General features: G+C 32.6%; 26 protein-coding genes and 1 tRNA gene. 12 read left to right on the plus strand and 15 right to left on the minus strand.

What is annotated here, in order from left to right; genetic code table 11:
• Window positions 1-150: 150 nt before the first annotated feature.
• A complete protein-coding gene (lepA, locus tag CLV55_RS06930; RefSeq protein WP_112113021.1) occupies window positions 151-1,947 on the minus strand; it encodes a translation elongation factor 4 in 1,797 nt (598 codons plus the stop codon).
• 225 nt (window positions 1,948-2,172) lie between these two features.
• Here lepA and dusB point away from each other — a divergent pair, with 225 nt between their 5' ends.
• Window positions 2,173-3,168, plus strand: coding sequence for a tRNA dihydrouridine synthase DusB (gene dusB / locus CLV55_RS06935; RefSeq protein WP_112113022.1), 996 nt, complete (start codon window positions 2,173-2,175; stop codon window positions 3,166-3,168).
• Here the strand turns inward: dusB and CLV55_RS06940 are convergent.
• Window positions 3,165-4,364, minus strand: a complete 1,200-nt coding sequence (locus CLV55_RS06940) for an ABC transporter permease (RefSeq protein ID WP_112113023.1) — start codon at window positions 4,362-4,364, stop codon at window positions 3,165-3,167. The genes dusB and CLV55_RS06940 overlap by 4 nt on opposite strands.
• Complete coding sequence (gene rbfA / locus CLV55_RS06945; RefSeq protein WP_112113024.1) at window positions 4,365-4,757, minus strand: 30S ribosome-binding factor RbfA; 393 nt, start codon at window positions 4,755-4,757, stop codon at window positions 4,365-4,367.
• Between the two features lie 143 nt (window positions 4,758-4,900).
• On the opposite strand from rbfA, the gene mce reads away from it, so the two are divergent.
• Window positions 4,901-5,305 carry a methylmalonyl-CoA epimerase gene (gene mce / locus CLV55_RS06950; RefSeq protein ID WP_112113025.1) on the plus strand — a complete coding sequence of 135 codons (405 nt, stop codon included), beginning with the start codon at window positions 4,901-4,903 and terminating at the stop codon, window positions 5,303-5,305.
• Window positions 5,306-5,679: 374 nt separating this feature from the next.
• Here the strand turns inward: mce and CLV55_RS06955 are convergent, their stop codons facing one another.
• Complete coding sequence (locus tag CLV55_RS06955; protein WP_112113026.1) at window positions 5,680-6,633, minus strand: Fic family protein; 954 nt, start codon at window positions 6,631-6,633, stop codon at window positions 5,680-5,682.
• A gap of 728 nt (window positions 6,634-7,361) precedes the next feature.
• On the opposite strand from CLV55_RS06955, the gene CLV55_RS06960 reads away from it, so the two are divergent.
• Window positions 7,362-7,435: transfer RNA gene (locus CLV55_RS06960), tRNA-Ile, on the plus strand.
• Between the two features lie 156 nt (window positions 7,436-7,591).
• On the opposite strand, the gene CLV55_RS06965 is transcribed toward CLV55_RS06960, so the two are convergent.
• Window positions 7,592-8,854, minus strand: a complete 1,263-nt coding sequence (locus CLV55_RS06965) for a tyrosine-type recombinase/integrase (protein ID WP_146739546.1) — start codon at window positions 8,852-8,854, stop codon at window positions 7,592-7,594.
• A gap of 68 nt (window positions 8,855-8,922) precedes the next feature.
• Window positions 8,923-9,267 carry a hypothetical protein gene (locus CLV55_RS06970; protein WP_146739547.1) on the minus strand — a complete coding sequence of 115 codons (345 nt, stop codon included), beginning with the start codon at window positions 9,265-9,267 and terminating at the stop codon, window positions 8,923-8,925.
• Between the two features lie 582 nt (window positions 9,268-9,849).
• Here CLV55_RS06970 and CLV55_RS06975 point away from each other — a divergent pair.
• Window positions 9,850-10,845, plus strand: coding sequence for a DNA cytosine methyltransferase (locus tag CLV55_RS06975; protein WP_112113029.1), 996 nt, complete (start codon window positions 9,850-9,852; stop codon window positions 10,843-10,845).
• A gap of 62 nt (window positions 10,846-10,907) precedes the next feature.
• Here CLV55_RS06975 and CLV55_RS06980 read toward each other — a convergent pair whose 3' ends face one another.
• Window positions 10,908-11,669: a helix-turn-helix domain-containing protein gene (locus tag CLV55_RS06980; protein WP_112113030.1), complete on the minus strand. Its 762-nt coding sequence runs from the start codon at window positions 11,667-11,669 to the stop codon at window positions 10,908-10,910.
• 1,214 nt (window positions 11,670-12,883) lie between these two features.
• Between CLV55_RS06980 and CLV55_RS06985 the strand changes: the two genes are divergently transcribed.
• A complete protein-coding gene (locus tag CLV55_RS06985) occupies window positions 12,884-13,519 on the plus strand; it encodes a recombinase family protein (protein ID WP_112113031.1) in 636 nt (211 codons plus the stop codon).
• Window positions 13,520-14,020: 501 nt separating this feature from the next.
• Here the strand turns inward: CLV55_RS06985 and CLV55_RS12840 are convergent.
• The 7 genes from CLV55_RS12840 to CLV55_RS07025 all read right to left on the minus strand — a co-directional run bounded on the left by CLV55_RS12840 (window position 14,021) and on the right by CLV55_RS07025 (window position 20,956).
• Window positions 14,021-15,406 carry an energy transducer TonB gene (locus CLV55_RS12840; protein ID WP_158527026.1) on the minus strand — a complete coding sequence of 462 codons (1,386 nt, stop codon included), beginning with the start codon at window positions 15,404-15,406 and terminating at the stop codon, window positions 14,021-14,023.
• Window positions 15,403-15,762 (minus strand): zinc ribbon domain-containing protein, encoded by a 360-nt coding sequence (locus tag CLV55_RS07000; protein WP_112113033.1) that lies wholly within the window; start codon window positions 15,760-15,762, stop codon window positions 15,403-15,405. The genes CLV55_RS12840 and CLV55_RS07000 overlap by 4 nt, the downstream gene beginning before the upstream one ends.
• Window positions 15,763-15,766: 4 nt before the next feature.
• Window positions 15,767-16,246, minus strand: a complete 480-nt coding sequence (locus CLV55_RS07005) for a zinc-ribbon domain-containing protein (protein WP_112113034.1) — start codon at window positions 16,244-16,246, stop codon at window positions 15,767-15,769.
• Between the two features lie 58 nt (window positions 16,247-16,304).
• Complete coding sequence (locus tag CLV55_RS07010; protein WP_112113035.1) at window positions 16,305-16,724, minus strand: hypothetical protein; 420 nt, start codon at window positions 16,722-16,724, stop codon at window positions 16,305-16,307.
• 37 nt (window positions 16,725-16,761) lie between these two features.
• The gene (locus CLV55_RS07015) at window positions 16,762-17,160 is read right to left on the minus strand and encodes a hypothetical protein (RefSeq protein ID WP_112113036.1); all 399 of its coding nucleotides are present in this window, start codon (window positions 17,158-17,160) and stop codon (window positions 16,762-16,764) included.
• 87 nt (window positions 17,161-17,247) lie between these two features.
• Window positions 17,248-20,235, minus strand: coding sequence for a sensor histidine kinase (locus CLV55_RS07020; RefSeq protein ID WP_112113037.1), 2,988 nt, complete (start codon window positions 20,233-20,235; stop codon window positions 17,248-17,250).
• The gene (locus tag CLV55_RS07025; RefSeq protein ID WP_112113038.1) at window positions 20,195-20,956 is read right to left on the minus strand and encodes a LytR/AlgR family response regulator transcription factor; all 762 of its coding nucleotides are present in this window, start codon (window positions 20,954-20,956) and stop codon (window positions 20,195-20,197) included. Before CLV55_RS07025 ends, CLV55_RS07020 begins: the two co-directional genes overlap by 41 nt.
• Window positions 20,957-21,159: 203 nt before the next feature.
• Between CLV55_RS07025 and CLV55_RS07030 the strand changes: the two genes are divergently transcribed.
• Together CLV55_RS07030 and CLV55_RS12940 are read left to right on the plus strand one after the other, a co-directional pair.
• Window positions 21,160-21,441: a hypothetical protein gene (locus CLV55_RS07030; protein ID WP_112113039.1), complete on the plus strand. Its 282-nt coding sequence runs from the start codon at window positions 21,160-21,162 to the stop codon at window positions 21,439-21,441.
• 717 nt (window positions 21,442-22,158) lie between these two features.
• Window positions 22,159-22,359: a hypothetical protein gene (locus CLV55_RS12940; RefSeq protein WP_112113040.1), complete on the plus strand. Its 201-nt coding sequence runs from the start codon at window positions 22,159-22,161 to the stop codon at window positions 22,357-22,359.
• A 26-nt stretch (window positions 22,360-22,385) separates the two neighbouring features.
• Here CLV55_RS12940 and CLV55_RS07040 read toward each other — a convergent pair whose 3' ends face one another.
• Window positions 22,386-22,973, minus strand: coding sequence for a riboflavin synthase (locus CLV55_RS07040; RefSeq protein WP_112113041.1), 588 nt, complete (start codon window positions 22,971-22,973; stop codon window positions 22,386-22,388).
• Window positions 22,974-23,033: 60 nt separating this feature from the next.
• On the opposite strand from CLV55_RS07040, the gene pdxA reads away from it, so the two are divergent.
• From pdxA to accB, 5 genes are all read left to right on the plus strand, one after another.
• Window positions 23,034-24,074 carry a 4-hydroxythreonine-4-phosphate dehydrogenase PdxA gene (pdxA, locus tag CLV55_RS07045; protein ID WP_112113042.1) on the plus strand — a complete coding sequence of 347 codons (1,041 nt, stop codon included), beginning with the start codon at window positions 23,034-23,036 and terminating at the stop codon, window positions 24,072-24,074.
• A gap of 104 nt (window positions 24,075-24,178) precedes the next feature.
• The gene (locus CLV55_RS07050; RefSeq protein WP_112113043.1) at window positions 24,179-24,721 is read left to right on the plus strand and encodes a YceD family protein; all 543 of its coding nucleotides are present in this window, start codon (window positions 24,179-24,181) and stop codon (window positions 24,719-24,721) included.
• A 9-nt stretch (window positions 24,722-24,730) separates the two neighbouring features.
• The gene (gene rpmF / locus CLV55_RS07055; protein ID WP_112113044.1) at window positions 24,731-24,925 is read left to right on the plus strand and encodes a 50S ribosomal protein L32; all 195 of its coding nucleotides are present in this window, start codon (window positions 24,731-24,733) and stop codon (window positions 24,923-24,925) included.
• Between the two features lie 123 nt (window positions 24,926-25,048).
• Window positions 25,049-26,047, plus strand: a complete 999-nt coding sequence (locus CLV55_RS07060) for a beta-ketoacyl-ACP synthase III (RefSeq protein ID WP_112113045.1) — start codon at window positions 25,049-25,051, stop codon at window positions 26,045-26,047.
• Between the two features lie 24 nt (window positions 26,048-26,071).
• Window positions 26,072-26,554: an acetyl-CoA carboxylase biotin carboxyl carrier protein gene (gene accB / locus CLV55_RS07065; RefSeq protein ID WP_112113046.1), complete on the plus strand. Its 483-nt coding sequence runs from the start codon at window positions 26,072-26,074 to the stop codon at window positions 26,552-26,554.
• Window positions 26,555-26,627: the final 73 nt, after the last annotated feature.

Genomic DNA, 26,627 nt, shown 5'->3' on the forward strand with positions numbered 1-26,627 from the left:
AAAATTATAAAAAAAAACAATATATCAAAGCAAATAAATCTAAAATTTATTATTTTTTATATAAATTTTACAGAACAAAAGGAATTCTGTTAAAAATACATCATTTAAAAATGATTAAAAAAGAGGCAGATTTTAAAATCTGCCTCTTTTTTAATCATTCAATTTCAATACTGCCATAAAGGCTTCTTGAGGAATTTCAACATTTCCTACTTGACGCATACGTTTTTTTCCTTTTTTCTGTTTTTCCAACAATTTACGTTTACGAGAAATATCACCCCCGTAACATTTAGCCGTAACGTCTTTACGCAACGCTTTGATGGTTTCACGCGCGATGATTTTGGCACCAATGGCTGCTTGAATTGGGATGTCAAATTGTTGTCTCGGAATCAATTCGCGTAATTTCTCACACATTTTTTTACCAATATTATACGCATTGTCTTCATGAATCAAAGCTGATAGCGCATCTACTGATTGCCCATTCAACAATACATCTAGTTTTACCAATTTCGAAGTTCGCATTCCGATTGGAGAATAGTCAAACGACGCATACCCTTTAGAAACGGTTTTTAAACGATCATAAAAATCAAAGACAATCTCGGCCAACGGCATATCAAAATTCAACTCGACACGTTCGGTGGTTAAATAGGTTTGATTGGTAATAATCCCTCGTTTTTCAATACACAAACTCATCACATTCCCCACAAAATCGGATTTGGTAATGATAGTCGCTTTGATATAAGGTTCTTCTACACGATCTAATTTAGAGGGTTCAGGCAAATCAGATGGATTGTTAACCACAATAGGCGTTTCAGGCTCCTTTTTTGTATATGCTAAATACGACACGTTGGGAACCGTAGTAATCACCGTCATGTCAAATTCGCGCTCTAAACGCTCTTGAATAATCTCCAAGTGTAACATCCCTAAAAACCCGCATCGGAAACCAAATCCCAAGGCAGCCGAACTTTCTGCCGCAAAAACCAATGAAGCATCGTTCAATTGTAATTTTTCCATCGAAGCACGTAAATCTTCAAAATCTTCAGTATCCACTGGGTAAATTCCAGCAAATACCATAGGTTTTACGTTTTCAAAACCCGTAATCATATTAGTAGTTGGCAATTTGGCATCGGTAATGGTATCCCCTACTTTTACCTCTTTCGCTTCTTTAATTCCCGAAATTAAATACCCAACATCTCCCGTAGAAATCACGTCTTTTGGGACTTGATTCAACTTCAAGGTTCCAACTTCATCAGCAAAATATTCATTGCCCGTAGCCATGAATTTGATTTTTTGTCCTTTTCTAATTTCGCCATTTTTTACCCTAAAAATAACTTCAATCCCTCGAAACGGATTGTAATGCGAATCAAATATTAAGGCTTGCAATGGTTCGTTTTTGTCTCCTTTTGGAGCCGGAATTTTTTCAATAATTGCCGATAAAATATTTTCTACCCCAAAACCCGTTTTACCCGATGCATGAATAATATCTTCTAGTTTACACCCTAATAAATCAATAATATCATCGCTCACTTCCTCGGGATTGGCACTAGGCAAGTCTACTTTATTCAATACTGGAATAATTTCTAAGTCGTTTTCCAAAGCCAAATACAAATTCGAAATGGTTTGCGCCTGAATGCTTTGTGCGGCATCCACAATCAACAAAGCGCCTTCGCAAGCCGCAATCGAACGCGAAACTTCATAAGAAAAATCCACGTGACCTGGCGTATCTATCAGGTTTAGAATATATTTTTCTCCTTGGTACACATACTCCATCTGGATAGCATGACTCTTAATGGTGATGCCTCGCTCACGCTCCAAGTCCATATTATCAAGCAATTGCGCTTTCTCTTCACGAGCCGTTACCGTTTGTGTCGCTGCCAAAAGTCGGTCTGCAAGCGTACTTTTTCCGTGGTCAATATGTGCAATAATGCAAAAATTTCTAATATTTTTCATGCTCTTCTTTTGTCAATTTTAATGGCGTTCCCAAAGGGTCGGGCTTTGCGCTGTATCTTTCGCTTCGCAAGCTCCACAAAAGGATGTCGCTACAATCCCTAACGCAACCCAGCACTCTTGGGAACTAATCGGCAAATATAGGTTAAAGTTTTGAATTTTATACCTGACAGCTTTTAGAAACCTATTGGGTATAAAAAAATAGTATCTTTGCAAAAAAATAGTATAATGCCCAAAATTGGCAACATCCTTTTACCTGATTTTCCTCTATTGCTCGCACCGATGGAAGACGTGAGCGATCCTCCGTTCCGTAGATTATGCAAGTCGCATGGCGCCGATTTAATGTATTCGGAGTTTATTTCATCAGAAGGATTGATTCGTGATGCCATGAAAAGCAAACAAAAATTAGATATTTTTGATTACGAACGCCCTGTTGGCATTCAAATTTTTGGCGGTGACGAGGAAGCTATGGAGCTGTCTGCCAAAATTGTAGACACCGTACAACCCGATTTAATCGACATCAATTTTGGATGTCCTGTAAAAAAAGTGGTATGTAAAGGTGCTGGAGCAGGAGTTTTGAAAGATGTCGATTTAATGGTGCGCTTGACCAAAGCGGTTATTAAAGGAACCAATTTGCCTGTAACCGTAAAAACGCGCTTAGGATGGGATGAAAATTCGATCAATATTGATGAAGTTGCCGAAAGACTTCAAGATATTGGCGTACAAGCCCTAACCATTCATGCTCGAACCCGTGCACAAATGTATAAAGGTCATTCCGATTGGTCGCATATTGCTCGGGTGAAAAACAACCCCAGAATCTCAATGCCTATTTTCGGGAATGGCGATATTGATTCGCCAGAAAAAGCGTTAGAATATAAAAATAAGTATGGTATTGATGGCATCATGATTGGTCGGGCTGCCATTGGATACCCTTGGATTTTTAACGAAATCAAACATTACTTTGCTACAGGAGAAAAACGTTCGCTTCCCTCGATGAACGACCGTATTGAAGCGGCACGCAATCATTTGATTTGGTCTATGGAATGGAAAGGCGAACGCCTGGGGATTGTAGAAATGCGCCGCCATTACACCAATTATTTTAAAGGAATTCACGGATTTAAAGAATACAAACAACGTTTGGTCACAACGGATGACCACAATAGTTTGATGGATGTTTTTAAAGAAATTTCAGATGTATATGCTAATTACATCATGGAATATTAGTCCAATAATTTTTTTCCTACCCTGCTCGAAGCAATCACACTCGCCAAGAATCCAAGGAGTACAAGGGTAGTAAAAACAATTACAATATTTTCAAAATTTAAAACCACAGGATATGCCAACGAGCTAGTAATCATGATTAGCTTGTATTTTTGTTGCACCAATACAATAATAATCCCAAGAAGTAATCCAATAATTCCTCCAAGCACGGTGAGCAAGGTTCCTTGTAGAAGAAAAATTTGTCTTAAACTTTTTAATTCGGCACCCAAATTATAAAGGGTTTTTAGATTGGCTTTTTTATCCAAAATCATCATAATCAAAGCACCGATTAAATTGAACAGCGCAATAATTATAACCAAGGTAAAAATTAAATAAACAGCAATATTTTCGGTATTTAACATTTTATACAGCGTCGCATTCAAAGCCGCACGCGTCTTAACCACCACTTGATTTCCAAAGATTTGGTTCAGTTGCGCAACAACCTGATTTTCATTAGCATTCTTCTTCAATCTAATTTCAACGCCCGACATTTGTTGTGGGGACAATTCTAACAGTTCTTGTGCAAGGCCCAAATCGGTAAAAACATACTTATTATCCAATTCTTCGCTTATCGCATAAATTCCAACGGGAGCTAAGTAGGCCTTATTGAAAGCGTCTTCAGGGTTTTCAATAGCGCCTTTGCCAGGTTTTGGAACATATACGTCAAAATCATTGTTAAAATCAAACAAACCTAACGACAGTTTTTCTGAAATTCCATACCCAATTACACATTGCGTCGTGCCTTTTTTCAGCCATTGTCCATTAAACAATTTTGTAGTAGCCTTATTTACTTTTCCATAATTTTCGTCCACACCTTTTAAAAGAGCCACTTGCTGCTTGCTGTCGAACGAAAAAAGCACGCGTTCTTCTATAATTTTGCTATAACTCGCAAGTCCATCAACATGTTCGAGTTGGCGCAATTGCTTGGGTGTTATTGAAATGATTTTTCCCGTGGCGGGAAAGAGTTTTAAATCGGGGTCAAAATCATTTGAAAACGAAAGACTAAATTCCCGCAATCCACTAAAAACCGAAAGGACTACAAACAGCGCCATTGCGCCAACAATAATTCCTCCCGAAGCAATACGAGTAATGATGTTGATGGCATTGTTCTTGCTTTTACTAAAAATGTAGCGTTGGGCTATGTAAAGCGGAAAATTCACTTACGATTTTTTGCGTTTTTCTAAAAGATCACGATTTTCAATTGGATTTTCTTTACCTGCAAGCGCATTGTCAATTTTTTCGATGTAATCAAGGGAATCATCAATGTAAAACGAAAGATTGGGCACTTTTCGCAATTGCAATTTCACACGTTGTGCTAAATCGTGCTTGATTAAAGGAGCGTTTGATTTTACAGCTTCCAACAATTCTTTGGCTTTATCTTGTGGAAAAACACTTAAATACACTTTAGCAATCGATAAATCGGTGGTCACGGCTACTTTAGATACCGAAATCACTAGATTTGATATGCCGTTTTTGCGCACTTCCCCTTGCAGGATATCTACTAAGTCTTTTTGAAGTACACTTCCTATTTTTTTTTGTCTATTGGTCTCCATGGCGCAAAAATACGATAAGATTTTTGATTGAAGATTAACGATTTTAGATTTTTGAACTTTTCCAGTCGATGGGAATCTATTTTATTTTGTAATTTTACAAACCTTAGAGACTTTTTAACCTTAGAACCTTAGTAACTTATACCATGAGAAAAATAGAACATATAGGAATAGCCGTAAAAAGTTTGGAAACCTCCAATGTGCTTTTCGAAAAATTATTTGGCGCACCTGCCTACAAACAAGAAGAAGTGGCGAGCGAGGGAGTGAAAACCTCTTTTTTTATGAACGGTCCCAATAAAATAGAACTTTTAGAAGCCACCAACCCAGAGAGTCCTATTGCTAAATTTATTGATAAAAAAGGCGAAGGCATCCACCACATTGCGTTTGATGTAGAAGACATTTACAGTGAAATGGAACGGTTAAAGGGAGAAGGTTTTATTTTATTAAATGAAGTTCCTAAAAAAGGCGCCGACAATAAATTGGTTTGTTTTTTACATCCTAAAGGCACCAATGGGGTCTTAATTGAACTTTGTCAAGAAATACAAAAATAGTAGTTCTTTTCTTAACCCCCTTTGTCAAAGGTTTTACAAAAAACATCCCCAACTAAAAAAAACACTTTGCGAAACGAAGAGCTGTGCCAAGAGCTATAACCTTTCTAAAACAACATCCCTCCATTTTATATTAATCTTTGTGCTCTTGTTAAAAGACACTGCAACCTCATTGCAGTGATTGATTAAAAAAACTACACCTTTTTATTGTTGTAGTTTGTGTTTTTAGGCTCTTTGTGGACACAGAATGCAATTGCGCCCATCCGTCGACAAATCTGAGCTATCTAGGGTTACCTCATTCATTTTATGTATGGGTATTCCGTGATTTTTAGTTGGCTTTGCAAGCCCAATGAAATTCTAGCTATTAACAACCGTAATTATTTTATACTATATTTTGTTTTATTAAGAGTTCCAACACTTTCAAATAATTGCAAATCTATTCCTTTTTTCAAATCTCTACTTGCTGTTGCAGATGATAAATCTTTGAATGTATTCATATAATCTTTACGAGTAAATTCTTTTGCTCCGAGCTTTATGAAGTATTCTAAACGATCGATATCTTTTAAAATTCTACTGTTGTAACTAAGCAAGTTTTCAAGAGATTTGTTAATTACATCAAGCATATATTCTATGAAGAATGTTGATTTTCCATTTTTATCACTAAGTGAAAGCGATTTATAATATTCATCTTGTGTTTGGCTAATCAAAGTTTCAAAAGGCAAAAACTCAAATACAGGATATTCGTTCATTAATATTAAAGTTTGCCACAACCTTCCCATTCTTCCATTCCCATCTAAAAAGGGATGAATGAATTCCATTTCATAGTGGAAAACACAACTTTTAATTAATGTTATTTCTTCAGAGTCATTCAAATAGTCAAATAAATCTTTCATAAGAAAAGGAACATTTTCAAAAGGAGGAGCAACATGTTCTACTTTATTTCCTTTGACTATTCCAACGCCTTTAGTTCTGTATTTTCCAGCGCTATCAATTAATCCATTCATTAATAGGCGGTGCGCTTTTAAAAAGCTTTTGTCAGAATTGAATTTAAATTCATCAAGTTTTTCGTAAACTTTGATCGCATTCAATACTTCTAGAACATCTTTTTTAGGACCAATGATTCTTTTGTTTTCAATTAAGGCTGTGATTTGATCTTCTGTTAATGTATTGCCTTCAATTTGTAAAGATGAATGGATTGTTTTAATCCTATTCTGTTTTCTTAATTGAGGTGATTGTTTACTTAGGTAATTGGCGTTCACTTCTCCTAGCTTTTCAGATATAGAAGTGATTAGTTTTAAAATCTTAGGAGTAATGTTATATGGCGGCTTCATTGATAATATCATTTGATAGTATCAAAAGTAGTTTTTTTAAACTAAACGTCCAAATATTATTGTTGTTAACATCAGACTGTGAGAAAACCCACAATCTTCAAAACAAATCAAATAACATAACATCTACATCATTATCTAGCCCTACAAAAAACCCAAGAACATTACCAAGTAGTAGGGTGATATTACAAAGCTACACCATTTTTATATTGTTACTTTGTTTTATCTTTACAGGCAAAGCTTTATCTAAAAACGGGAAAGGATTAGCTACACTGAACTTCGTTTCGTGCACCAGCAAGTAGTTTTATATCTATTACTACTACGAAGTCGGGAGACTTCGCAGAGCTGGGAATAATTTGTTTTGATATCAAAGTACTTTTTGAGATGTCTTACTCTGATTACTACTGGAAATGTTTCATCTTTCTTTGTTCTGCGTTGGTCAAGTACAATTTTAATAGTTGCCATAATTAAAAATTTGTAGCACTTGAGTACTTAAAAAATTGTACACACTTTTGTACACACCTGAGGTGTTTTTTTGGTTACTTTTGACCTTCTAACTCCTCTTGCGTAATTTTCATAAAAGTTGAAATGATGGAGTTTTTACACTTAAAAGAGTTAAATTTATCTGCTTTAAACCTCTATTAATCACTTGTAAAGTCACTATTTTCAAGGAATTTTTAAAAATACTTGCAATAAATTAAAAATAGTAGTAATATTGCATCCTCCTAACTGGTCCTATAGCTCAGTTGGTTAGAGCACCTGACTCATAATCAGGTGGTCCCTGGTTCGAGCCCAGGTGGGACCACTACATTATCAAGCCTTTACAAATTGTAGAGGCTTTTTTGTTGGCTCTAAGTGTAGTTTCTAAGTGTAGTTCATTATTCAAAGCACCACTTATTTGCACTCTAAATAATAAAACAAAACCCTATCTTTTGAATAGGGTTTGTTGTTTTGATTTGAATTAACTAGCGTTGCGTTCATCTTCTTTTTTAAACAATCTGAATCCTTTTTGTTTAACTGCTCTTGCTATCTCTGGTTTAACCAAATAATTGTTCTGTATGACTCTTTTGGTCTTTTGGTAGCCTAATGATTCAACAAGTCCTGTTTGGGCTTCTATTTTCGTTAGAAACGATTTTCTGAGGTGCTTTAATCCTATTTTAGTAGTAATACCACACTTATCTCTATAGAACTTGAAAGAATGCGACAATAGTTTTGCCATTGAATCTCTAGTAATATTTTCATCTGGACCAATCAAGTACCTATCTTCACCCAAATGTTTCTTATAATCTAACCTATTAAGCAAATCTTCTAACTCAGGAGAATAAGGTATCGGCACAATCTTTGTTGGTTTGGATTGGTCGTAATTATGTGTTTTTTCATATTTCAAATCAACACCTATTACATAATCTAACTCTCCGTTTTCATCCAATACAATATCGGAATATTTGATTGATATTGCTTCGGTGTTTCTCATACCTGTATATGCTATTATTTCAAATGCTTCCTTTATATACGGGCGATACATTTTCTTTCTAACACCATTTTTATAAGTGTGTATCGAGCTGTTATCACTAGAACAACTTCTTAAAATTTTATCAAAATCAGTATCTGACGCATTTATTGGATTTGGTGATTCATTCTTTAATCTAGCAGCTGCCATTGGATTAAACAACTCGTATCCTTTAGTTTCAATTAAAAACTTATAGAAGCCTTTGTTTGCTCTAATGTTATGATTGTAAGTTGAAATGCTTTTGCTTTTCTTATATAGTTCTTCAAAATAACTATTTACTAAATTTTTATCGACATTGAAAACAGAAAGTTCTTCTTTAGTATTCTTTTGAAGATAGTCTTTTAACTTACAGATATAACCAATGGTATCTCTAATGTATTCACGCCTTCTTATCTTTCTTTCAAAGAATGGTACATCCACATTCTCCAACCAATCGCTATACATCATAATGCAATCTTTAAATAGTATTGGCTTGGATTCTACCTCTTTTGGTGCAATAGAAAGTTTAACAGGATTCAATAATTCTTCTTTGAATTCCAACACCTTCTTTACTGCCGTATCATAATCCAAAGTTTGTAAATCTCTTGTTTTACGAGCTCCATTTATACTAACTATAGCTTTATACTTCTGTCTGTCAATTGGGTGATTACAGCCTTTGTATTCGTCTTGTGACACCTCAATGTGTCTACCACACTTCTTGCATACTATGTGCAAGCCTGTGAATTTCTTGTATTTTAATATCTTCATTTGTGTTGTTGTTTTTATGCGAGTGTAATTTATTTCTACGACCCGCCAAATAATTTTTTACTAATTTCTCCTTTGGGTATGTACCCATTGTTTTTGTTTGGTTTATCACTTTTGAAATCAAGCAATTTGTATAAGGTTCCTTTAAGATGTTCTTCATAGTATTGTTCCCAATCCTTACCATGTACTAACTTCAAATCCAATATCAGCGGCATATCATTAGCTAACTCAAATTCACTTCTATAAACGAATTCACCCGTTGTATCCTTATAAACTTTTACATTGTTCTTTTGACACCATGTTTTAGTTGGTCTATTGTCTTTTCTGTTTATTAACCCAGCCATTTCATCTAGGTATATTCTATCTATGTGTATAAATAACATCTTTTCTTTTTTTAAAATTAATATTGTTTTGGGTATCCAAACCCGTTTTGAAAACGATTTGTTGGTATCGTTATCGGTAGACATTACTCCATAAGAAGCAATGTGCGTCTGAAAGCAATCTGCTTTATATCGGCTATTGAATAAACAGCCATTTTATTTTTTAACCTGTAATCATAATTTATACGTTTTTCAATTTATTCAGCTCCTAAGACCATAGCGCATAGCAATAGCCTTTAGGAAATTATCCTATTTCTTTTGATTCCTTTTGACTTGAGTTAAAGCCACAGAAATCTAGTCTGGGTGTTTAACCCAAATGATAAATGTTTAATTGGTTTTTGCTGAATACTATCTTTTATTACTTAAAGTAAGCAGATAGTCGATGGAGATAATTTTGCCTCTAGTTGACAAGAAGTTGTAATCTCAAATTCATAATGCAAATATACGATTTTAAGTAAAGCCATGCCAACATTTTGGTAGAGAAAAGATATTGACAAGAGTTAATAAAATAAAAAAATATTGTGTTACCCATAGAAAAATAAGGCGTTTTCGCTTGCCCGTGATATTTATCAATAAAGATAAATCATGGCAAATGAAACAAAACAAACAAATAAAAAACTAAACATACTTTCCCTTTTTGATGGAATTTCTTGTGCCTATTTAGCACTAAACAAAGCTGGTGTTCCAGTTGGTAATTACTACTCTAGCGAAATTGATAAATCAGCTCTTACTATTCAAAACCACCATTACCATAGCAATCCAAACTATATTCAGTTGGGAGACGTTACAAAACTGCAAGTTGATAACATACTCGACACCGATTTGGTGGTGTTTGGTTCACCCTGTACACAATTGAGTAGTGTAAATAGTAAAGACAGAAGTGGACTTGAAGGAGAAGATTCTAGTCTTTTTTTCGAGGCTATCCGAATACTTAAAGAATTAATCTACCACCAACCCAAAGACAAGAAGTTGTATTTCCTAATGGAGAACGTAGCTAGTATGTCCTCTAAAGACAAAAATAAAATAACCGAAGAACTGCAAGCTATATTTGGTGATGAGGTGCAAATTTTAAAGATTAATTCAAGTATTGTTGCTCCAGCGAATCGTAGAAGGTTCTATTGGACTAACATTCCCAATGCAAGTGAACCAAAGCCAAACGATACCAAGTTTGAAAATATACTTGTAAATGGTTATGTAGATAGAGATAAAGCCAACGTATTGCTATCGGGCAACGTAACACTAACTAATGGCATATTTAGGCATTATAAGATGAATATGGGCAATGTTATATTCAAAGACAAATCGTTCGCTGAATTACCAAACCAACAAAAACTAACTCAATATCCAAAAATTCTTGAAAAATCTGGGTACGTTGGCAAACCAAAAAGCCAAGAATCTGAATATGATTTTGGCAACGGATGTTATAGAACGCCTAGCGTATTAGAAGCAGAACGATTGATGACAATACCAGATGGATACGTTAGTGGTGTTTATGGCGTATCCAAATCCAACAAGCATAAAGCAATTGGACTAGCTATGACCGTTGATGTCATAGCGCACCTAGTAAGCCCTTTGGGTTAATGTTTTATGTAAAACAAAAAAAGCTAATCTTTATCGGATTAGCTTTTGTTTTTTTTAGTGTGTTAGTCTTTAGGATTTTCATGGTAATCAAACATTTCTGTTTCGTGGTCCCTTGGTGCTTGTTTAATATTCCTAGTTTTTTTGTATATCGTCCAAGTGTTCATAAAATCAGCATCATATTTTTTATGTTTAAATATTAGGTATTTTGCTCTTTCTTTAAACTCCTCAAATGACTTTGGATTAACACTTGAGTCTGTTATTGATGTAACGACTTTTTTGTATAAATATTTTTCAAATTTTTCAACAATTGAATCATATGATTCAATATTTCTAATACTTGTTCTAACTGTATTTTGAAAGAAATCATCGTCAATTAAATCATCATTTTTTTTAACAAAATCACTAACCATGGTTAAGTATTTATCGGCATCTTTCTCAGTCATAAAATTATTTATTCCTTGAATAGAAGTAACCGCTTCTTCTTGATTATTTTCTATATCTGTTTCAAGAACCGTTTCAATATTTAGATTGCCAAATTCAGATATTGTGTAATGGTATAAGTTCTTAACCTTCGTTGATGATTTTCTTAAATAACCACATTCTTCAAGATTAGCAATTGCGCTAAAAAATGTTTTCTTGGTTATTCCAAGTCTATCACAATAAACTGTTTGCGATAGGTTAAATTTAGTATCGGAGTCCGATAAAATGGCTATAAATAGCCTTAATGCGTTAGGTGTTAGTCTTGTATCAAACAAGATATTATTGTGGATAGTTGTAAACTTCCCAGTTTCGTTTTTTCGTCTTATGACTGTTTTATTATTCATTGGGTTTTCTGTTTTATTCCCTTGTTATTTTTTCTCTCTTGTATCGGGTAAGAGAGGCTAGCGGTCATGAACCCGCCAGCAACCCGAATAACTTTATTATAAGCTATTGTATATGATAGTTGATGTTTTCACATCAGTATTTTAACCTTTTGCATAAGTATACTGAAAACAAAAATATTTGTCAAGGGCAAATAGGTAAAAAGTGAAAATATTTTTAAAAAAGCACTTTTTTCATCCTTACGGAGTTGAGATGTTTTTATTTATATAAATATATAGTTGGTGTAAAAAAGATACCAATAAATTGGGTTGATGGTGTACTTTCTCCACCTTGAATAGGTGTAGTTTCTATACCACATACTATAAGAGTATTATATAATCACACTCTTGAGAGTGTGTGATTAACAAGAATATAAAATGTGTTATTGGGAGTATCTCCGCTAAGGCTACGATACATCCCAAACACATTTATACAAAATATTAATTATTGTTTTATCAAAGTAAAGTAGTTTGGAAAAAGAAAACAATCTCAACCAAATTGATGCGAAGCATTTGAATTGATTGGTGTATTACAATAATAACGAAGTGAAAACTAATCTCAACTAGTACAAGGAGCGAAGCGACTTTATATATTGTGTATTTATATTAACTATAGCGAAATCGAAGCATACATCAACTGCCGTAGGCATAGTAAGGTGATGCTTTTTTTACTATTATATATTAATATGTAAATCCGAAGGCAATCTCAAGACCCTACGGGAATAGACCCAGCCCATGCACCCCTGCCCCCGTTACCACCTTGTGGTGGCTGCCCCCAATTTGAACAGCATGGCTACCTTAAAGGGATATGCAACCAAATTTTTTTATATGATTTTATTAGTATGTGTACCTAAAAGAGTAATCTATTGTTCGTTCTCGTACCTATATAACTCAGTGAATGCTATATGAACGCATATAAATTACTCTAGGATTTGATTCGTTACTATTGATGTATGTGTAGAGTAATAATGTTTTTTTGAAAAATTTGTTATCGCCCCTGGCATGGGTCATTTATTCCTTGTACACTCGTGGTATTAATATTAAAGTTTTAGATTTAGATTATAGTTCCAATTTAAAACGCAACCCAAAATGACCAAACCAACAAAATCGGTCAAAGCGTTTTAAAAAAACTTGAACCCTAAATCTAAAACGATTTTAACCTCTAAAACGCAAAGTCTATGGTATTCTATTTTTATTCCAGAACATCCACGGTTCTTCAAAATTCAGCCAGACAAATCGAAACTTTTAAATCACATGAAGGCTTCGACCCATCCAGATTATTCGTTGAACGCATCCAAGGAAACATTCCATTTATGGAACGTCCAGAAGCTGTGAGGATGTTTGATGAACTAACCAACCAATCAGAACGATGTACGGTAGTGGTCGACTCCATAGATAGGCTCGGAAGAAACCTTTTGGATATACTTCATACTATTTCCCTGTTCAACCAAAATCAAATCAACTTGAAATCCATTAAAGAAGGCTTCACCACACTATTGGATAACGGTGATGTTAATCCAATGGCACAGCTTGTAATTAGTTGTATGGGGTCGATAGCAGAAATGAATCGTAATCAAATCAAGCAAAGGGCACTTGAAGGGATTAGAGTAGCACAGGCTTTGGGTAAGTATCAAGGCAGAAAGGTGGGAGCAACCCAGACGGATGAAAAGCTGTTGCAACGTCACCAAAGCATTGTAAAGAAGTTGCAGAAAGGCATCAGCATACGTGACATATCGGAGATTACAGGTGCTTCCAGTGCAACAATTTGCAAAGTTAAAAAAGTAATGGCTAACCGAAAAATGCTTGAAATATGATAAATATAGACCTAACAGCAATACACCGAATGATGACTAGACACTATGGTAGCAGAAAAATGAACGTTGAAACAATAGTAGAAAGAGTGAGCTTTATCAAACCACGAGAACTAAAAATTACTTTTGATTATGACAAAGAGTGCTTCGTTGATATGGTACGGTTAAATAGGAGACTCAATAGGTATATTGGTGGTGTTAGACACTTTTTTGTTAGCGTTAATTATAAAAGTATTGAGATACATGTAATATTTTATTGGAGACGCAAGTTACGAGACTATGATTTTGAATTTAGCGATAACTAGGATATGAAAAAAACAAGAATAACAATAGCGCATCAAGTTGAGAAAACCAAACATCACTTTATGGTTGGTAATCATGATAAACTAACCAGTTCCGAAGTTGATATGATTAAAAAGGAAATGGGGTGAAATGGTCTTTGTGAATGGGAGGTTGTACAAATGAAAAAGGAGCCAAATAATAATTGACTCCTGATTTATATATTTATTCTGCTGATTGAATATTAATGGGTAATTCATAAGATACTCTGACAGTTTTTCCATCTTTCTTACCAGGAATCCATCTAGGAGAATATTTCAAAACTCTTATAGCTTCTTTTCCTGTATTGTAACCAATATCTCTAATTACTTTGATGTCAGACAATGAACCATCTTTTTCAACTACAAAGGTTACAAATATTTTACCTTTCAATCCTTCTTCCTCTGGAACTTGGAAATTTTGACCAATAAACTTGTAGAATTTCTCTATTCCTCCAGGGAAGTCAGGTTTTTCATCTAAACTAGCTGTGTTATAAATATTATCATCAATATTTTCAACACTATTTTGATTGTATTGTTCGGAATCATTATTAATATAAATGTTTGAATTATCAATAGTGTCAACTGAGTTGGGTGTTTGTACTTCAATTGGTTCGACGATGTTATTAACTGTATCTGATGTTTCAACTTTTGTAGAGTCTTGGGCTGTAGCAACTGCTGCATCTTCAGATTTTTCGAATATATGGCTAGTCATAAAAAAATATACGACTCCTATAAGTAATAAACAACCAGCTAATAATATAAATAATTTTTTATTTGGGTCATTGTCTTTATTTATGACATTATCATTTGTTATATTAGATTTTGTTTCTTTACAGAAACCACAATCATTACTTTCTAATGATATACTATTACCACAATTTGTACATGTTTTTTCATTACTTTTTTCGTTTATAAAATTTGAACCACCGCATTCCATACAAAATTTATGTTCATTAGAAGTTGGGGCTCCACAATTAGAACATGTTTTATTATTTTTTATTTGATATAAAGATTTATTATATTCTTTTTGAGTTGATTCGTTATAATCTGATTTAAAATTTATTAATATGCTTTTATATTTATCTATTTTTACCCAATAAATAATGAAAAAAAATATAGTTAATAACGATACTAACGGAATTAATATTAATGATGGTTTTATTTCATTTTTAAAATTTTCTAGTAATGAATCACTATAATTTTGAATAAATAACAATTTGAAATTGGAAAATAATTTAAAATAAAAAAAAATTATTAATCCTAAATTTATTCTGCCTAAGAACCAATACATTAAACCATAGTTTTTACCATAAGGATATTCATTATAGTCATCAATTCCTTTTTTTTCAAAATCTTTTTGAATTGTTTTTGATATTCTAATAATGTGAGATAAATGAAAAAACACACCAACAATAGGTATTAGACATAACCAAACTTCGTATGGTTCAATAACTCTAATTGATGCGTCTGTTTTTTTAATTGTATTTTGAAGTGAATTCAAAAACAAAAAAGGAACAGCAATTAATATTATAATTAATATTATAACTATGAATAAATTATGTTGTATCATAATGCACTAAATAAATTAAAAATTAAACTTAGAAAACTTAGAAACATACCTATTGTGCCAAATAATATTGAAATGACTATTTGAGCAGTTCCATGGCCTTTTTCTCCTTTAGAAATATTTAATATTCCAATAGTAACACCCGCTATCAAAAAAACTATAGGAAATACAAATAAAGAAAAAAACGAAACAATGTAACCAGCTATAATCATTCCATTATCACTTTGTGTATTTGAAGATTTTTTATACTCAATTGATGGTTTAAAAATCTGTTTATATAGAGGAAAACCACACTTTATACATTTATCAGCAAATTCGGAAACTTTTTCACCGCACTCTGAACAAAAAATTAACCCCATTACATTAAATAAATAGACTTATTAAAAAGGCAAGTATCCATATCCAAAAGTAAGTTTGATTTTGGTTTAATAATTCTGCCCTTTTGAATAAATAAACAGGAACAAAAAAGAACCCCCATAGACTTAAATATTTACCCTTTGTGTTAATATTATTTTTTTGTAAATTTTGAATATCAACGACACAAAAAATACTGTTTAAAACAATGTAAACCCACCAAAAACTATCAAAATTATAATAATGATTGCTATTAAATGAGTTCATAAAACCAAACATGAAACCTTGAACAAAAGTTCCAATGATTGGTGTGAAAGCAATTATCCATGCATATACATTACTGACTTCGGAGTTATTTATTTTATCATTTGACAAATAACTTGTTTTAGAAATGTTGTTGTTTGAATTTATAGGATAACCACATTTAATACATTGAATAGCAAATTCTGAAACTTGAGAACCACATTCAGGACAATATTTTAATGCCATATTTTAGAAGATATTAATATATTTATTTTGTAAACTTGATAGGATAATAGTTGTGTAATTAATATTCTGAATATAATGCTGTTCTTATTCCATTAACACAATTTTCATGAGCTCGATTTCCAAGTGGACCTAAAAATGATTTATTTATTAAAGATTTATTATCAGTCCCAATTTGTATCATTACTTCTGATTCATTTTTTTCAAAAATGTTAATAGGATAAATATATCCATTTGTGTTTGTTGAAAATGATGCAGAATCACTTAAAATTATAACACCTTTACTTTCATCAAAATCATCTACTTTATAGCCATTATTTTGAGCAAATTTTATAATTACTTTTAAAGTTTTCTGCAATGATAAATTTGATTTAATGGTTGTAATGTTTTTAGATGTATCCATATCAACTGACCCTTTTTTGTTTTGATTTAAAACAAAAATCCCAATACTTATTATTAAAGCTATAATAATTCCGAACATTATATTATTAGTTATTCAGTTATATTTTTAAATGGTTTTATTTTTTAAGTTTAGCCAACCTTGCTGTTACCGTAACTTCTGCATTTGTGAAAATAAACCCAGAAGATTTGGTTTCAAACTTTGGATAAAATACTACGTCATACCCTGGGTGCTCTTTTAATAATTTATATATAGCCACATCTTCAGCTTTATCTAGTTTGGTTCTGAAACCAATAATTTGGATACTGTTTTTACTGAATCTCCCTATTTTTTTTGTGTCTGATAATGGGAATCCAAATAGGAAATTAATTTTGGTGGTGGCAGATATTTGGTCTGTGAATTCAAAATCATTTTTATTAAATTCAACCAAATTGTTTGGCTCTTTAATAGAACTACTAGATACAGAACAGCTCGTAACTAAAAATGCAGAAAATAAAATAAGAATAACTCTTTTCATGTGTTTAAGATTTTAAAATTAAACCACAAACAAAAAGAAAAATATTTTAGTTTTTTTTAAGAATTAGTTAACGTGTGTTTTTAAGAGTTATCGTATGGAAATTGAAATCTGAACCAAAGTTCCATGAACCAATTTTTGAATATTTAAACTGTTTTTAGGCTCCGTTTGAAACAGTTGTAGTCTTTCTTGAACCAAGTTCAGCCCTTTAGAAGTTTTACCTTTGCCATCATATCCTTTGCCATTATCGGTGACTTTGCAAATAAGAGTGTTACTTTCTAACAAAAATGCAATATCAAGTTGGCAATTTTTCATAGCGCTATCAAACGCATGTACAAATACGTTCTCAACCAAAGGTTCAAGTAACATTGGAGGTATTTGAATTTCATGTGTGTCAATTGCCTCATCAATCGTTAATGTATAGGATACTTTATGCTTTCTTCTTAGGTTTTCTAGTTCAATGTAGCGGTTCAAATAATCTATTTCCTCTTCTAATTGAATAGTAGTTTTAGATGAAAAATCGAGTGTTTGACGCATTAGCTTAGAAAATTCGCCCATATACCAAAGAGCATCATCCGTTTGGTTGTCAATCACAAAGTTTTGTATTGAGCTCATAGCATTAAAAACAAAATGAGGGTTCATTTGGCTTTGTAAAGCTTGGAGTTTGGTTTCGGCTATGCGCTTTTCTAATTCTGCTTTGTGCTTGATAGCTTTAATTTTCCTTTTTAAATATAGAAATAACAAAAGGATAAGTGTCAAAGTAACAAATCCCATGAACCAAGTCGTTTGCCAAAAAGGAGGAAAAATTGTAAATCGCATTGAGATAGGCGCAATGAGTTCATTGGTTCCTATATTTTTCCCTTGAATGATGAGCTTGTAGTTACCACTTTTTAATCCAAATAACTTTAAGCTGTTTTCAGAAGAATAAGCACTCCAACTATTCTTCAATCCCACTATTTTGTATCGGTATCTGTTTTTGGTGGCGTTGTATAAATTGTTACTGTTAAAATAGAATTCTATATTGTTTTCATTGTAGTTTAATTGCAAATCAGATTGGTTCTTAATCGATTTGTCATTTACCTTAACACCCGTGATTCGAGTTGGACTGTTTACTTTTTGTTTTCTTAATATAGTTTCTATGTTTATGCTTAACAAACCATTATTAGTTGATATAATTAATTTATTGTTCTTGAAGTCAATTTGAGCATCGGTGTAAATAGTTTGTTTAAGATTTTCTGTTTGGTTAATAAATTTAAACAACTTAAAGTCTTTTATGATGTTTAATCCCTTATTGGTTCCAATAAAATAGTATTTATCATATTGCCGAATAAAGAAAATAGCGTTTCCGATAAGGTCTTTATCTGGAACCATAATTTTAAAATGTGATAAACGATTGTTCTTCCATCGGCTGAAATAGACTTTGCCACTTATTGTGCTTGTGACGACGTTTTGATTGGAGTCAACAAATACTTCATTGATATTTTTATCATAAAGAAACCCCATGTCGGTCATAGATTTCAAAGTACCATTTTCTAATAAAAGTAATCCTTTGGAATAGGATGCAATCCATAAACCTTGATTTGATTTGAATATCTTTGTGGCATCGAGTCCAATTGGTTTTTCCTTGTATAGAAGTGTTTTATATTGTTTTATATTTTCATAACGTACAATATATCCATCATAATAGTTTTGACTCAATAAAATAGTTTTGGAGTCAATAAAATCGAATACACCTCCTGTTCCTTGGTAATATAGAAACGTAATTATTTTTAAATGTTCATCTAATGAAAATAGCCCATAATTTGTCAAAGCCCAGATGGTTCCTGATTCGTCTTTTTTTATAGAATGGCAAACAAAGTTTTTTGAATTCTTTAAAAAGATTTTATAGTTATTTTTATCTAAGTTGGTTTTATCGCTTATGAGTCTAAGTATTTGAATTTTAATATTTTCGTTGGTAAGAGACTTTATTCCATCTGTATCTTTTTTAGCAATAAAATTGTTCCCACCATACCAAATAGCATTATTCTTGTCAATGCAAATGCTATTAATTTCTGGCTTTTGGATTCCTAAAATGTCTTTGCTATAATAGGTTATATCCTTACTTAAATTAATTACAAATACACCTTGGTCAACTGAACCAACCCATAATTGATTCGTTACTTTGTCAAAATACAAACACCAAAACAAAGACGTTGGTAGTTGTAGTTTTTCAGAAAGATTACTTAACTTATTTTTTTCAAAACATAGTAATCCTCCCCTAGGTTCATTGACATCCCAACAAGCAGCATAAATATTATTTTGATTATCAGACGCATAATCCCAAATCACAGGGCAAAAGCCATAACTTGTTTTTTGATGTGTTTTTAAATTGTATACATCAAAATCATTTAAAAAATCATGCCCGTAAAAATTATCACCAACAATTAAACCTGAATAATTTTTAGTCTCAGGAAATAAATAATCGAGAACTTGTGAATTTTGAATGTTATTTGGGTTTATTTTTAACTCATAGATATTGTAATGATTGACTCCAAACACTATTTTATCATTGTATTTTGAAATAAAATTAACTTGAAAATTTTTGTTTGGATTATTTATTTCAAAATCAAAGTTTTTAAATTTTTTACCATCAAACACACTCAATCCATCTTCGGTGCCAAAGACCATGCAATTGTGTTTTTCAGAAAAACACATACTTCTGACAGCATTATTTATTAAACCTTCCTTTTTAGAATAATAGGTGAATTTTTTACCATCGTATTTAGCAACACCATTACCATATAGTGACAACCAAATATTCTTTTTGTTGTCTTCTGTTATTTTCCAAATTAAATTGTATTTAAGTCCTTGCTCTTCTCCTATAATTCTATAATGCAAGCCATCATAGGTACACAATCCCGTTTCTGTTCCAATCCACATCAACCCATTAGAATCTTTGAATAAACATTTTATTGCATTCCCAGGCAATCCATCAGCAATGGTAAGATTCTTAACCGATTGACTTTGGGTAAGTAAAAAGAAAAAAAATAAAACAATACTAAGCGTTTGTTTTTTGGGTAATAGCACTAATAAATTCATCTTTCTTTCGGATTGAAACTGGAAGCTTTTGACCAGTTATGAGTTCAGCCAAGAATTCATCTGTTTTACTAAATCGTTTAACAAAATTCATATTTACTAAATACGATTTGTGGATACGGAAAAATAATTCGACAGGTAGTAACTCCTCAAAGTGTTTTAATGTTTTTGAAGTAGTGACACTTGTACCATCGGTTAAGTAAAACTTAGTATAGTTACTTTGTGCTTCTGAATAAATAATAGTATTAAACTTTACAAATTCAAAACCTGTCTCAGTAGCAATCGCAATTTTCTTATGAGCAGTATCGCCCGAATCAATGTTTTCAATCAAAATATTTAATTGTTTTTCTTGATTCCCTTTTTTATTTTTTTGTTCAAATCGGTTCACTGCTCCCAATAAATCAACATAATTGATTGGTTTCAATAAATAATCTAATGCACTTCTCTTAATAGCATCTATGGCGTATTCAGAGTGTGCGGTGGTGAATATTACTTCAAAGTTGATATTTTTAATCTCTTTAAAAAGTTCAAAGCCGTTTTTTTTTGGCATCTGTATATCCAAAAAAACTAGTTCGGGCTGGTATTCTTCAATTGCTTCTACAGCATCATCAATACTTTCGCAAGTTTTACAGATATGAAATTTGTTTGGAAAATAGCGTTTAAGCATTTTTTCCAAAAACTCACTAGCATTGTGTTCGTCATCAATCAATATTGTTTTTATCATTTGATAAAAATAGGAAAATATTAAAAACTAGAATTCACCTAGTTAGTTAACGTAGAATTATGTTATTTAACGTATTTCTATCCTTTGTTAAGTGTTAATATCTACTCATAATAACACCGTGTATATCTTTAATTTTTTCTGAACCAATTTTCATCAAAAATTTAAGTTCATATATATCCATATATTTATATTAAAAAACACTTATGCATATCCGAGAACAAATCTTTAACAAACACAATATAAAGCTTCCTATTATGGGTGGCGATGGTGCCACCATTGAAACATGCGTTATTATAACGGCCGATGGCAAGTATGACTATATATCAATACAAAATCGATATATCAATTGTTTTTTGGGCATGGGTAATTGGAGAAAAGTCAAACAATCTTTGATAATTCAAGAAGACAAAAAAATTGATAAAATTGTAATTGATTATGGTGGAGAAACTATAGAATACTACTTTGATATAACGGAATGTTTCTAATAAAGTAAATTTTCCTAAGTGGTGTTTTTAAGTGGAAAAATGACAAAAAATGTTTATATTTGCACGGTTTTAAAATGGTCTAGCCTTGAATATCAGCTGATTGTGATTGTTTAATCCCACTCATAATCAGGTGGTCCCTGGTTCGAGCCCAGGTGGGACCACTAATAAAATCAAAGCCTTACAGAAATGTAGGGCTTTTTTATGAATGTTACTTCAAAATCATGAAAGACATAGGTTGTTATATTTTATGGTCGGACAAAATTAAAAAATACTACGTCGGGGTTTGTCAAGATAATCTTGAAAGTAGAATTCTTGCACATAACGAACATCTTTATGGAACAAAATCTTTCTCATCAATTACAAACGATTGAACTTTGTTTCTTTTTATTAAAACGGATGATTTCTCTAAGGCCTTTAGAATTGAACGAAAAATAAAATCTATGAAAAGTAAAATTTACATCCAAAATCTTACAAAATACCCCGAACTTATTCATAAAATTTTAAACGAAACAAAATAAGCACCTGACTCTCCCGATAGCTTTTAAAAGAACCAAGACAAAACAGAAGTTTTCACTAAAAAAATTTTTTGTGTACTATTATTGTATTTTGCTTGTTTTAAATGAATTGAAAATTATTCATTTCAATTTTTAAAAAGTAATACCAAAATATAAAACAAAAAATTTTGATACAGAATTTTTTTTTATACTTTTACGCCCTATGAAAAAAACAACAAGCAAAATACCATTTCTTCTTCTGAGTTTGCTTTTTAGCAATTTAATTTTTGCTACGCCAACTCCTCCTCAGCCAGCACCTCCAGGGCCTCCAGGATTTCCAATAGATGAGAATATTCTTGTTTTGGTAATAGCTTGTCTCGTTCTTGGTTTTTATAAAATATATCATACAAAAAAAGCTTCCTAACGAAGCTTTTTCTTTTTTTAAGTATTTTATCGAATACTGTTGAGTTTTGTGACGTACTTTCCTATAACATCAAATTCCAAATTGACTGTAGAGCCTATAGTAATGTTTTTAAAATTAGTATGCTCAAAAGTATAGGGAATAATAGCCACACTAAACGTGTTTATTTTAGAGTCAACTACCGTTAAACTCACCCCATTGATGGTTATGGAACCTTTTTCTATAGTAAGATTATGTAACGTCGCATCATATTCAAAGGTAAATTTCCAACTTCCGTTTTGATCCTCACGCGCAATGCAAGTTCCTATTTGATCCACATGACCTTGAACAATATGTCCGTCCAGCCGATCCCCCAGCTTCATCGCGCGTTCTAAATTCACTATATCGGACACTTTCCAAGTTCCAATAGTCGTTTTTACAATCGTCTCGTGTATGGCGGTAACCACATAATCATTGCTATCAATTGCGACTACAGTCAAACAAATACCATTGTGTGCCACACTTTGATCAATTTTCAATTCAGAAGTCACCTCAGACCATACTTTAATTTGGAGGTTATCATCACTTTTTTGAATCTCTTTTATGATTCCAAGGGTTTCTATGATTCCTGTAAACATTCTCGTTTTATTTTACTAAATTTGCACCTCAAAATTAGCAATAAATAATAAGAATTCGCTATGAAAAAAGCAGAAAATATAATTATTGGCGTTTCAATTGGAGATTTAAATGGTATTGGAAGCGAAGTTATTCTTAAAACATTCGAAGACTCGCGCATGCTTGAATTATGCACGCCTGTTATTTTTGCGAATGTAAAAATTCTATCCTTCATTAAAAGAAATCTAAATTTAGAAACACCCTTGCATGGGATTGATAAATTAGACCAAATACTAAAAGGAAAAATCAATGTCCTGAATGTATGGAGAGAAGGCGTTGATTTAAACTTTGGCCAAAACGATGAAACCGTTGGAAAATATGCTATAAAATCTTTTGAAGCAACAACTAAAGCCTTAAAAGAAGGATTGATTGACGTGATGGTAACGGCACCAATTAACAAATACAACATCCAATCGGAGGCGTTTAAATTCCCCGGACATACCGATTATTTAAATCAAGAACTTGAAGGAAATGCGTTGATGCTTATGGTTCAAGATAATTTACGGGTTGGCTTGTTAACCGATCATGTTCCCGTTCATGAAGTGGCAAAACATCTTACAGAATCTCTTATCCTTCAAAAAGTAGAAACCATCAACAAAACCTTAATTCAAGATTTTAGAATCAACAGACCTAAAATTGCGTTGTTGGCACTCAATCCGCATGCGGGTGATAACGGAGTGATTGGTAAAGAAGAAGAAATGATTTTTAAACCTGCCATAAAAAAATTATTTGAAAAAGGAATAATGGCTTTCGGCCCTTATCCTGCTGATGGATTCTTTGGAAGTGGTCAATATGAAAAATTTGATGCCGTTCTTGCTAGTTATCACGACCAAGGATTGATTCCTTTTAAAACATTGTCTTTTGGAAATGGGGTAAATTATACCGCTGGACTAAACAAAATCAGAACCTCGCCCGATCATGGTACGGCCTATGATATTGCTGGAAAAGGTGTGGCTGATTATACTTCTTTCAAAGAAGCAGTATACCTTGCCATCGACCTATACCATTCGAGAAACGAACATTTCGAACTTACAAAAAATCCATTACTTGTAAAAGAAAAGTAGTTATAAACAAAAAAATGTATACAACGCTTTTGGATTTATAATAATTTTATATCTTTGCACACCCAAACCTAAAATATATAGGTTTAGGTCAAATTGATGACATGATGAAAGTTACAAATGAATTTTTAATTCCTTTTATAGGACTAAAATTAGGAAAACATCAATTTGAGTTTGAAATTAAGAAATCGTTCTTTGATGAATTTGAATATCATGAATATGATGATTGTTTGGTTCACGTTAAGGTAGTTTTAGAAAAAAAGACTACTATGCTTGAAATACAGTTTAAACACAAAGGTACCGTTTTGGTTCCATGTGATTTAACTGGTGAAATGTTTGATTTACCTATAAAAGGAAAATTAAAACTAGTAGTGCAATTTAGCGATGAATTTAACAATGACAACGAAGAATTATTAATTCTTCCTCACGGGGAACATCAAATAGATCTTTCTCAATATATTTATGAAATGATTGTGCTTTCGGTTCCTTTTAAACGGGTTCATCCCGGAATAAAAGAAGGAACTTTACAAGTAGAAACCTTAGAAACACTATCACAAAAAGACAACAAAGAAGCTAAAGAAACGCAAAAAGAAGAAATACATACTGACCCTAGATGGGACAAATTAAAACAACTATTAACGGATAAATAATATAGTAAAATGGCACATCCTAAGAGAAAGACCTCGAAAACAAGAAGAGACAAAAGAAGAACGCACTACAAAGCAACTGTAGCTACAATTGCAACTTGTCCAGTAACTGGTGAGGCACATTTGTACCACAGAGCGTATTGGCATGAAGGTAAAATGTATTACAGAGGTCAAGTAGTTATTGATAAATCAGTAGCTGTTGCCTAATATACGCTTAAAATAACATTTAAACTCTCACTATGTGAGAGTTTTTGTTTTTTTAAATCTATTTTTTTTGTAAATTCAGCCACTTTTTAAAATACTTTTTTAAAGAGTACATAAAATACTATTATGAATACAATAACAGCTGCAATCACCGCGGTGGGTGGTTATGTACCCGATTTTGTTTTGTCTAATCAAGTTCTTGAAACTTTGGTAGATACTAATGATGAATGGATTACAACAAGAACTGGAATAAAAGAAAGACGTCTACTAAAGGAAAACGGAAAAGGAACGTCCTATTTAGCTATAAAAGCAGCTCAAGATTTAATACAAAAATCGAATCTAAATCCTGCAGAAATTGATTTAGTTATTGTAGCCACTGCCACACCCGACATGCCTGTTGCTGCCACTGCCGTTTTTGTAGCTACACAAATTGGTGCCGTAAATGCCTTTGCCTACGATCTTTCTGCGGCTTGTTCGAGTTTTCTTTACGGAATGTCAACTGCAGCAGCCTATATTCAATCGGGGCGTTATAAAAAAGTGCTTTTGATTGGCGCCGATAAAATGTCCTCAATCATAGATTATACTGATCGTGCTACGTGCATCATTTTTGGTGATGGAGGGGGCGCTGTTTTATTTGAACCTAACTATGACGGATTAGGTCTTCAAGATGAATATTTGCGCTCGGATGGAATTGGTCGTGAATATTTAAAAATTGACGCAGGGGGTTCTATTCTTCCGGCTTCAAAAGAAACAGTAGAAAACAGCCAACATTATGTTTTTCAAGACGGAAAAACCGTGTTTAAATATGCTGTTTCTGGAATGGCCGATGTGAGTGAAAAAATCATGCAACGCAATAATCTAACCAAAGACAGTATTGACTGGTTGGTTGCACATCAAGCCAATAAGCGAATTATCGATGCTACGGCTTCAAGAATGGAACTTGATGAGTCAAAAGTATTGGTAAACATACAAAGATACGGTAACACGACCTCAGCCACTTTACCTTTATTGTTGAGTGATTTTGAAAGTCAGTTAAAAAAAGGAGATAATTTAATATTTGCTGCATTTGGAGGTGGTTTCACATGGGGAGCTATCTATTTAAAATGGGCATACGACAAAAAATAAATAATAAACTAAAAGAAAAATAGTATGGATTTAAAAGAAATTCAAAATTTAATCAAGTTTGTTTCAAATTCTGGTGTAGCAGAGGTGAAATTAGAAACTGGTGATGTTAAAATTACCATCAAAACTACTTTAGAATCTAGTGCTCCAGAAGTAACTTATGTACAACAAGCTCCTATGGCGCAAGCCATGCCACAAGTAGTTTCTGTACCACAAGTTGCGGCTCCAGCGGAAACAGCTCCAGCAGCTCCGGCAGCAGACAACTCAAAATACATTACAGTAAAATCTCCAATGATTGGAACCTTCTACAGAAAACCTGCTCCAGATAAAGCGCCTTTCGTAGAAGTGGGTTCTTCTATAGGAAAAGGAGATGTACTTTGTGTGGTGGAGGCGATGAAACTTTTCAATGAAATTGAAGCTGAAATTTCAGGAAAAATCGTTAAAATTCTTGTAGACGATATGTCTCCAGTGGAGTTTGATCAACCTTTATTCTTAGTAGACCCATCATAGTCATTTTGAAATTCCAATAATCAAAATACAAATTCCAATATTGGATTTTGGGATTTGGGATTTGTAATTTTAA

The organism is Flavobacterium aciduliphilum, assembly GCF_003268855.1.
GTDB classification, from domain to species: domain Bacteria; phylum Bacteroidota; class Bacteroidia; order Flavobacteriales; family Flavobacteriaceae; genus Flavobacterium; species Flavobacterium aciduliphilum.

What these genes read in the sequence shown, in the direction of transcription:
- CLV55_RS06980 (WP_112113030.1), bottom strand. Translation starts at nt 11,669, where the DNA reads ATGAATAATAAAACAGTCATAAGACGAAAAAACGAAACTGGGAAGTTT.
- CLV55_RS06970 (WP_146739547.1), bottom strand. Translation starts at nt 9,267, where the DNA reads ATGTTATTTATACACATAGATAGAATATACCTAGATGAAATGGCTGGG.
- CLV55_RS06985 (WP_112113031.1), top strand. Translation starts at nt 12,884, where the DNA reads ATGGTATTCTATTTTTATTCCAGAACATCCACGGTTCTTCAAAATTCA.
- mce (WP_112113025.1), top strand. Translation starts at nt 4,901, where the DNA reads ATGAGAAAAATAGAACATATAGGAATAGCCGTAAAAAGTTTGGAAACC.
- CLV55_RS07005 (WP_112113034.1), bottom strand. Translation starts at nt 16,246, where the DNA reads ATGGCATTAAAATATTGTCCTGAATGTGGTTCTCAAGTTTCAGAATTT.
- lepA (WP_112113021.1), bottom strand. Translation starts at nt 1,947, where the DNA reads ATGAAAAATATTAGAAATTTTTGCATTATTGCACATATTGACCACGGA.
- CLV55_RS06975 (WP_112113029.1), top strand. Translation starts at nt 9,850, where the DNA reads ATGGCAAATGAAACAAAACAAACAAATAAAAAACTAAACATACTTTCC.
- CLV55_RS07015 (WP_112113036.1), bottom strand. Translation starts at nt 17,160, where the DNA reads ATGAAAAGAGTTATTCTTATTTTATTTTCTGCATTTTTAGTTACGAGC.
- CLV55_RS12940 (WP_112113040.1), top strand. Translation starts at nt 22,159, where the DNA reads ATGAAAAAAACAACAAGCAAAATACCATTTCTTCTTCTGAGTTTGCTT.
- CLV55_RS07025 (WP_112113038.1), bottom strand. Translation starts at nt 20,956, where the DNA reads ATGATAAAAACAATATTGATTGATGACGAACACAATGCTAGTGAGTTT.
- rpmF (WP_112113044.1), top strand. Translation starts at nt 24,731, where the DNA reads ATGGCACATCCTAAGAGAAAGACCTCGAAAACAAGAAGAGACAAAAGA.
- rbfA (WP_112113024.1), bottom strand. Translation starts at nt 4,757, where the DNA reads ATGGAGACCAATAGACAAAAAAAAATAGGAAGTGTACTTCAAAAAGAC.
- CLV55_RS07060 (WP_112113045.1), top strand. Translation starts at nt 25,049, where the DNA reads ATGAATACAATAACAGCTGCAATCACCGCGGTGGGTGGTTATGTACCC.
- CLV55_RS07000 (WP_112113033.1), bottom strand. Translation starts at nt 15,762, where the DNA reads ATGGGGTTAATTTTTTGTTCAGAGTGCGGTGAAAAAGTTTCCGAATTT.
- CLV55_RS07050 (WP_112113043.1), top strand. Translation starts at nt 24,179, where the DNA reads ATGAAAGTTACAAATGAATTTTTAATTCCTTTTATAGGACTAAAATTA.
- CLV55_RS12840 (WP_158527026.1), bottom strand. Translation starts at nt 15,406, where the DNA reads ATGATACAACATAATTTATTCATAGTTATAATATTAATTATAATATTA.
- CLV55_RS07010 (WP_112113035.1), bottom strand. Translation starts at nt 16,724, where the DNA reads ATGTTCGGAATTATTATAGCTTTAATAATAAGTATTGGGATTTTTGTT.
- CLV55_RS07040 (WP_112113041.1), bottom strand. Translation starts at nt 22,973, where the DNA reads ATGTTTACAGGAATCATAGAAACCCTTGGAATCATAAAAGAGATTCAA.
- dusB (WP_112113022.1), top strand. Translation starts at nt 2,173, where the DNA reads ATGCCCAAAATTGGCAACATCCTTTTACCTGATTTTCCTCTATTGCTC.
- accB (WP_112113046.1), top strand. Translation starts at nt 26,072, where the DNA reads ATGGATTTAAAAGAAATTCAAAATTTAATCAAGTTTGTTTCAAATTCT.
- CLV55_RS06955 (WP_112113026.1), bottom strand. Translation starts at nt 6,633, where the DNA reads ATGAAGCCGCCATATAACATTACTCCTAAGATTTTAAAACTAATCACT.
- pdxA (WP_112113042.1), top strand. Translation starts at nt 23,034, where the DNA reads ATGAAAAAAGCAGAAAATATAATTATTGGCGTTTCAATTGGAGATTTA.
- CLV55_RS07030 (WP_112113039.1), top strand. Translation starts at nt 21,160, where the DNA reads ATGCATATCCGAGAACAAATCTTTAACAAACACAATATAAAGCTTCCT.
- CLV55_RS07020 (WP_112113037.1), bottom strand. Translation starts at nt 20,235, where the DNA reads ATGAATTTATTAGTGCTATTACCCAAAAAACAAACGCTTAGTATTGTT.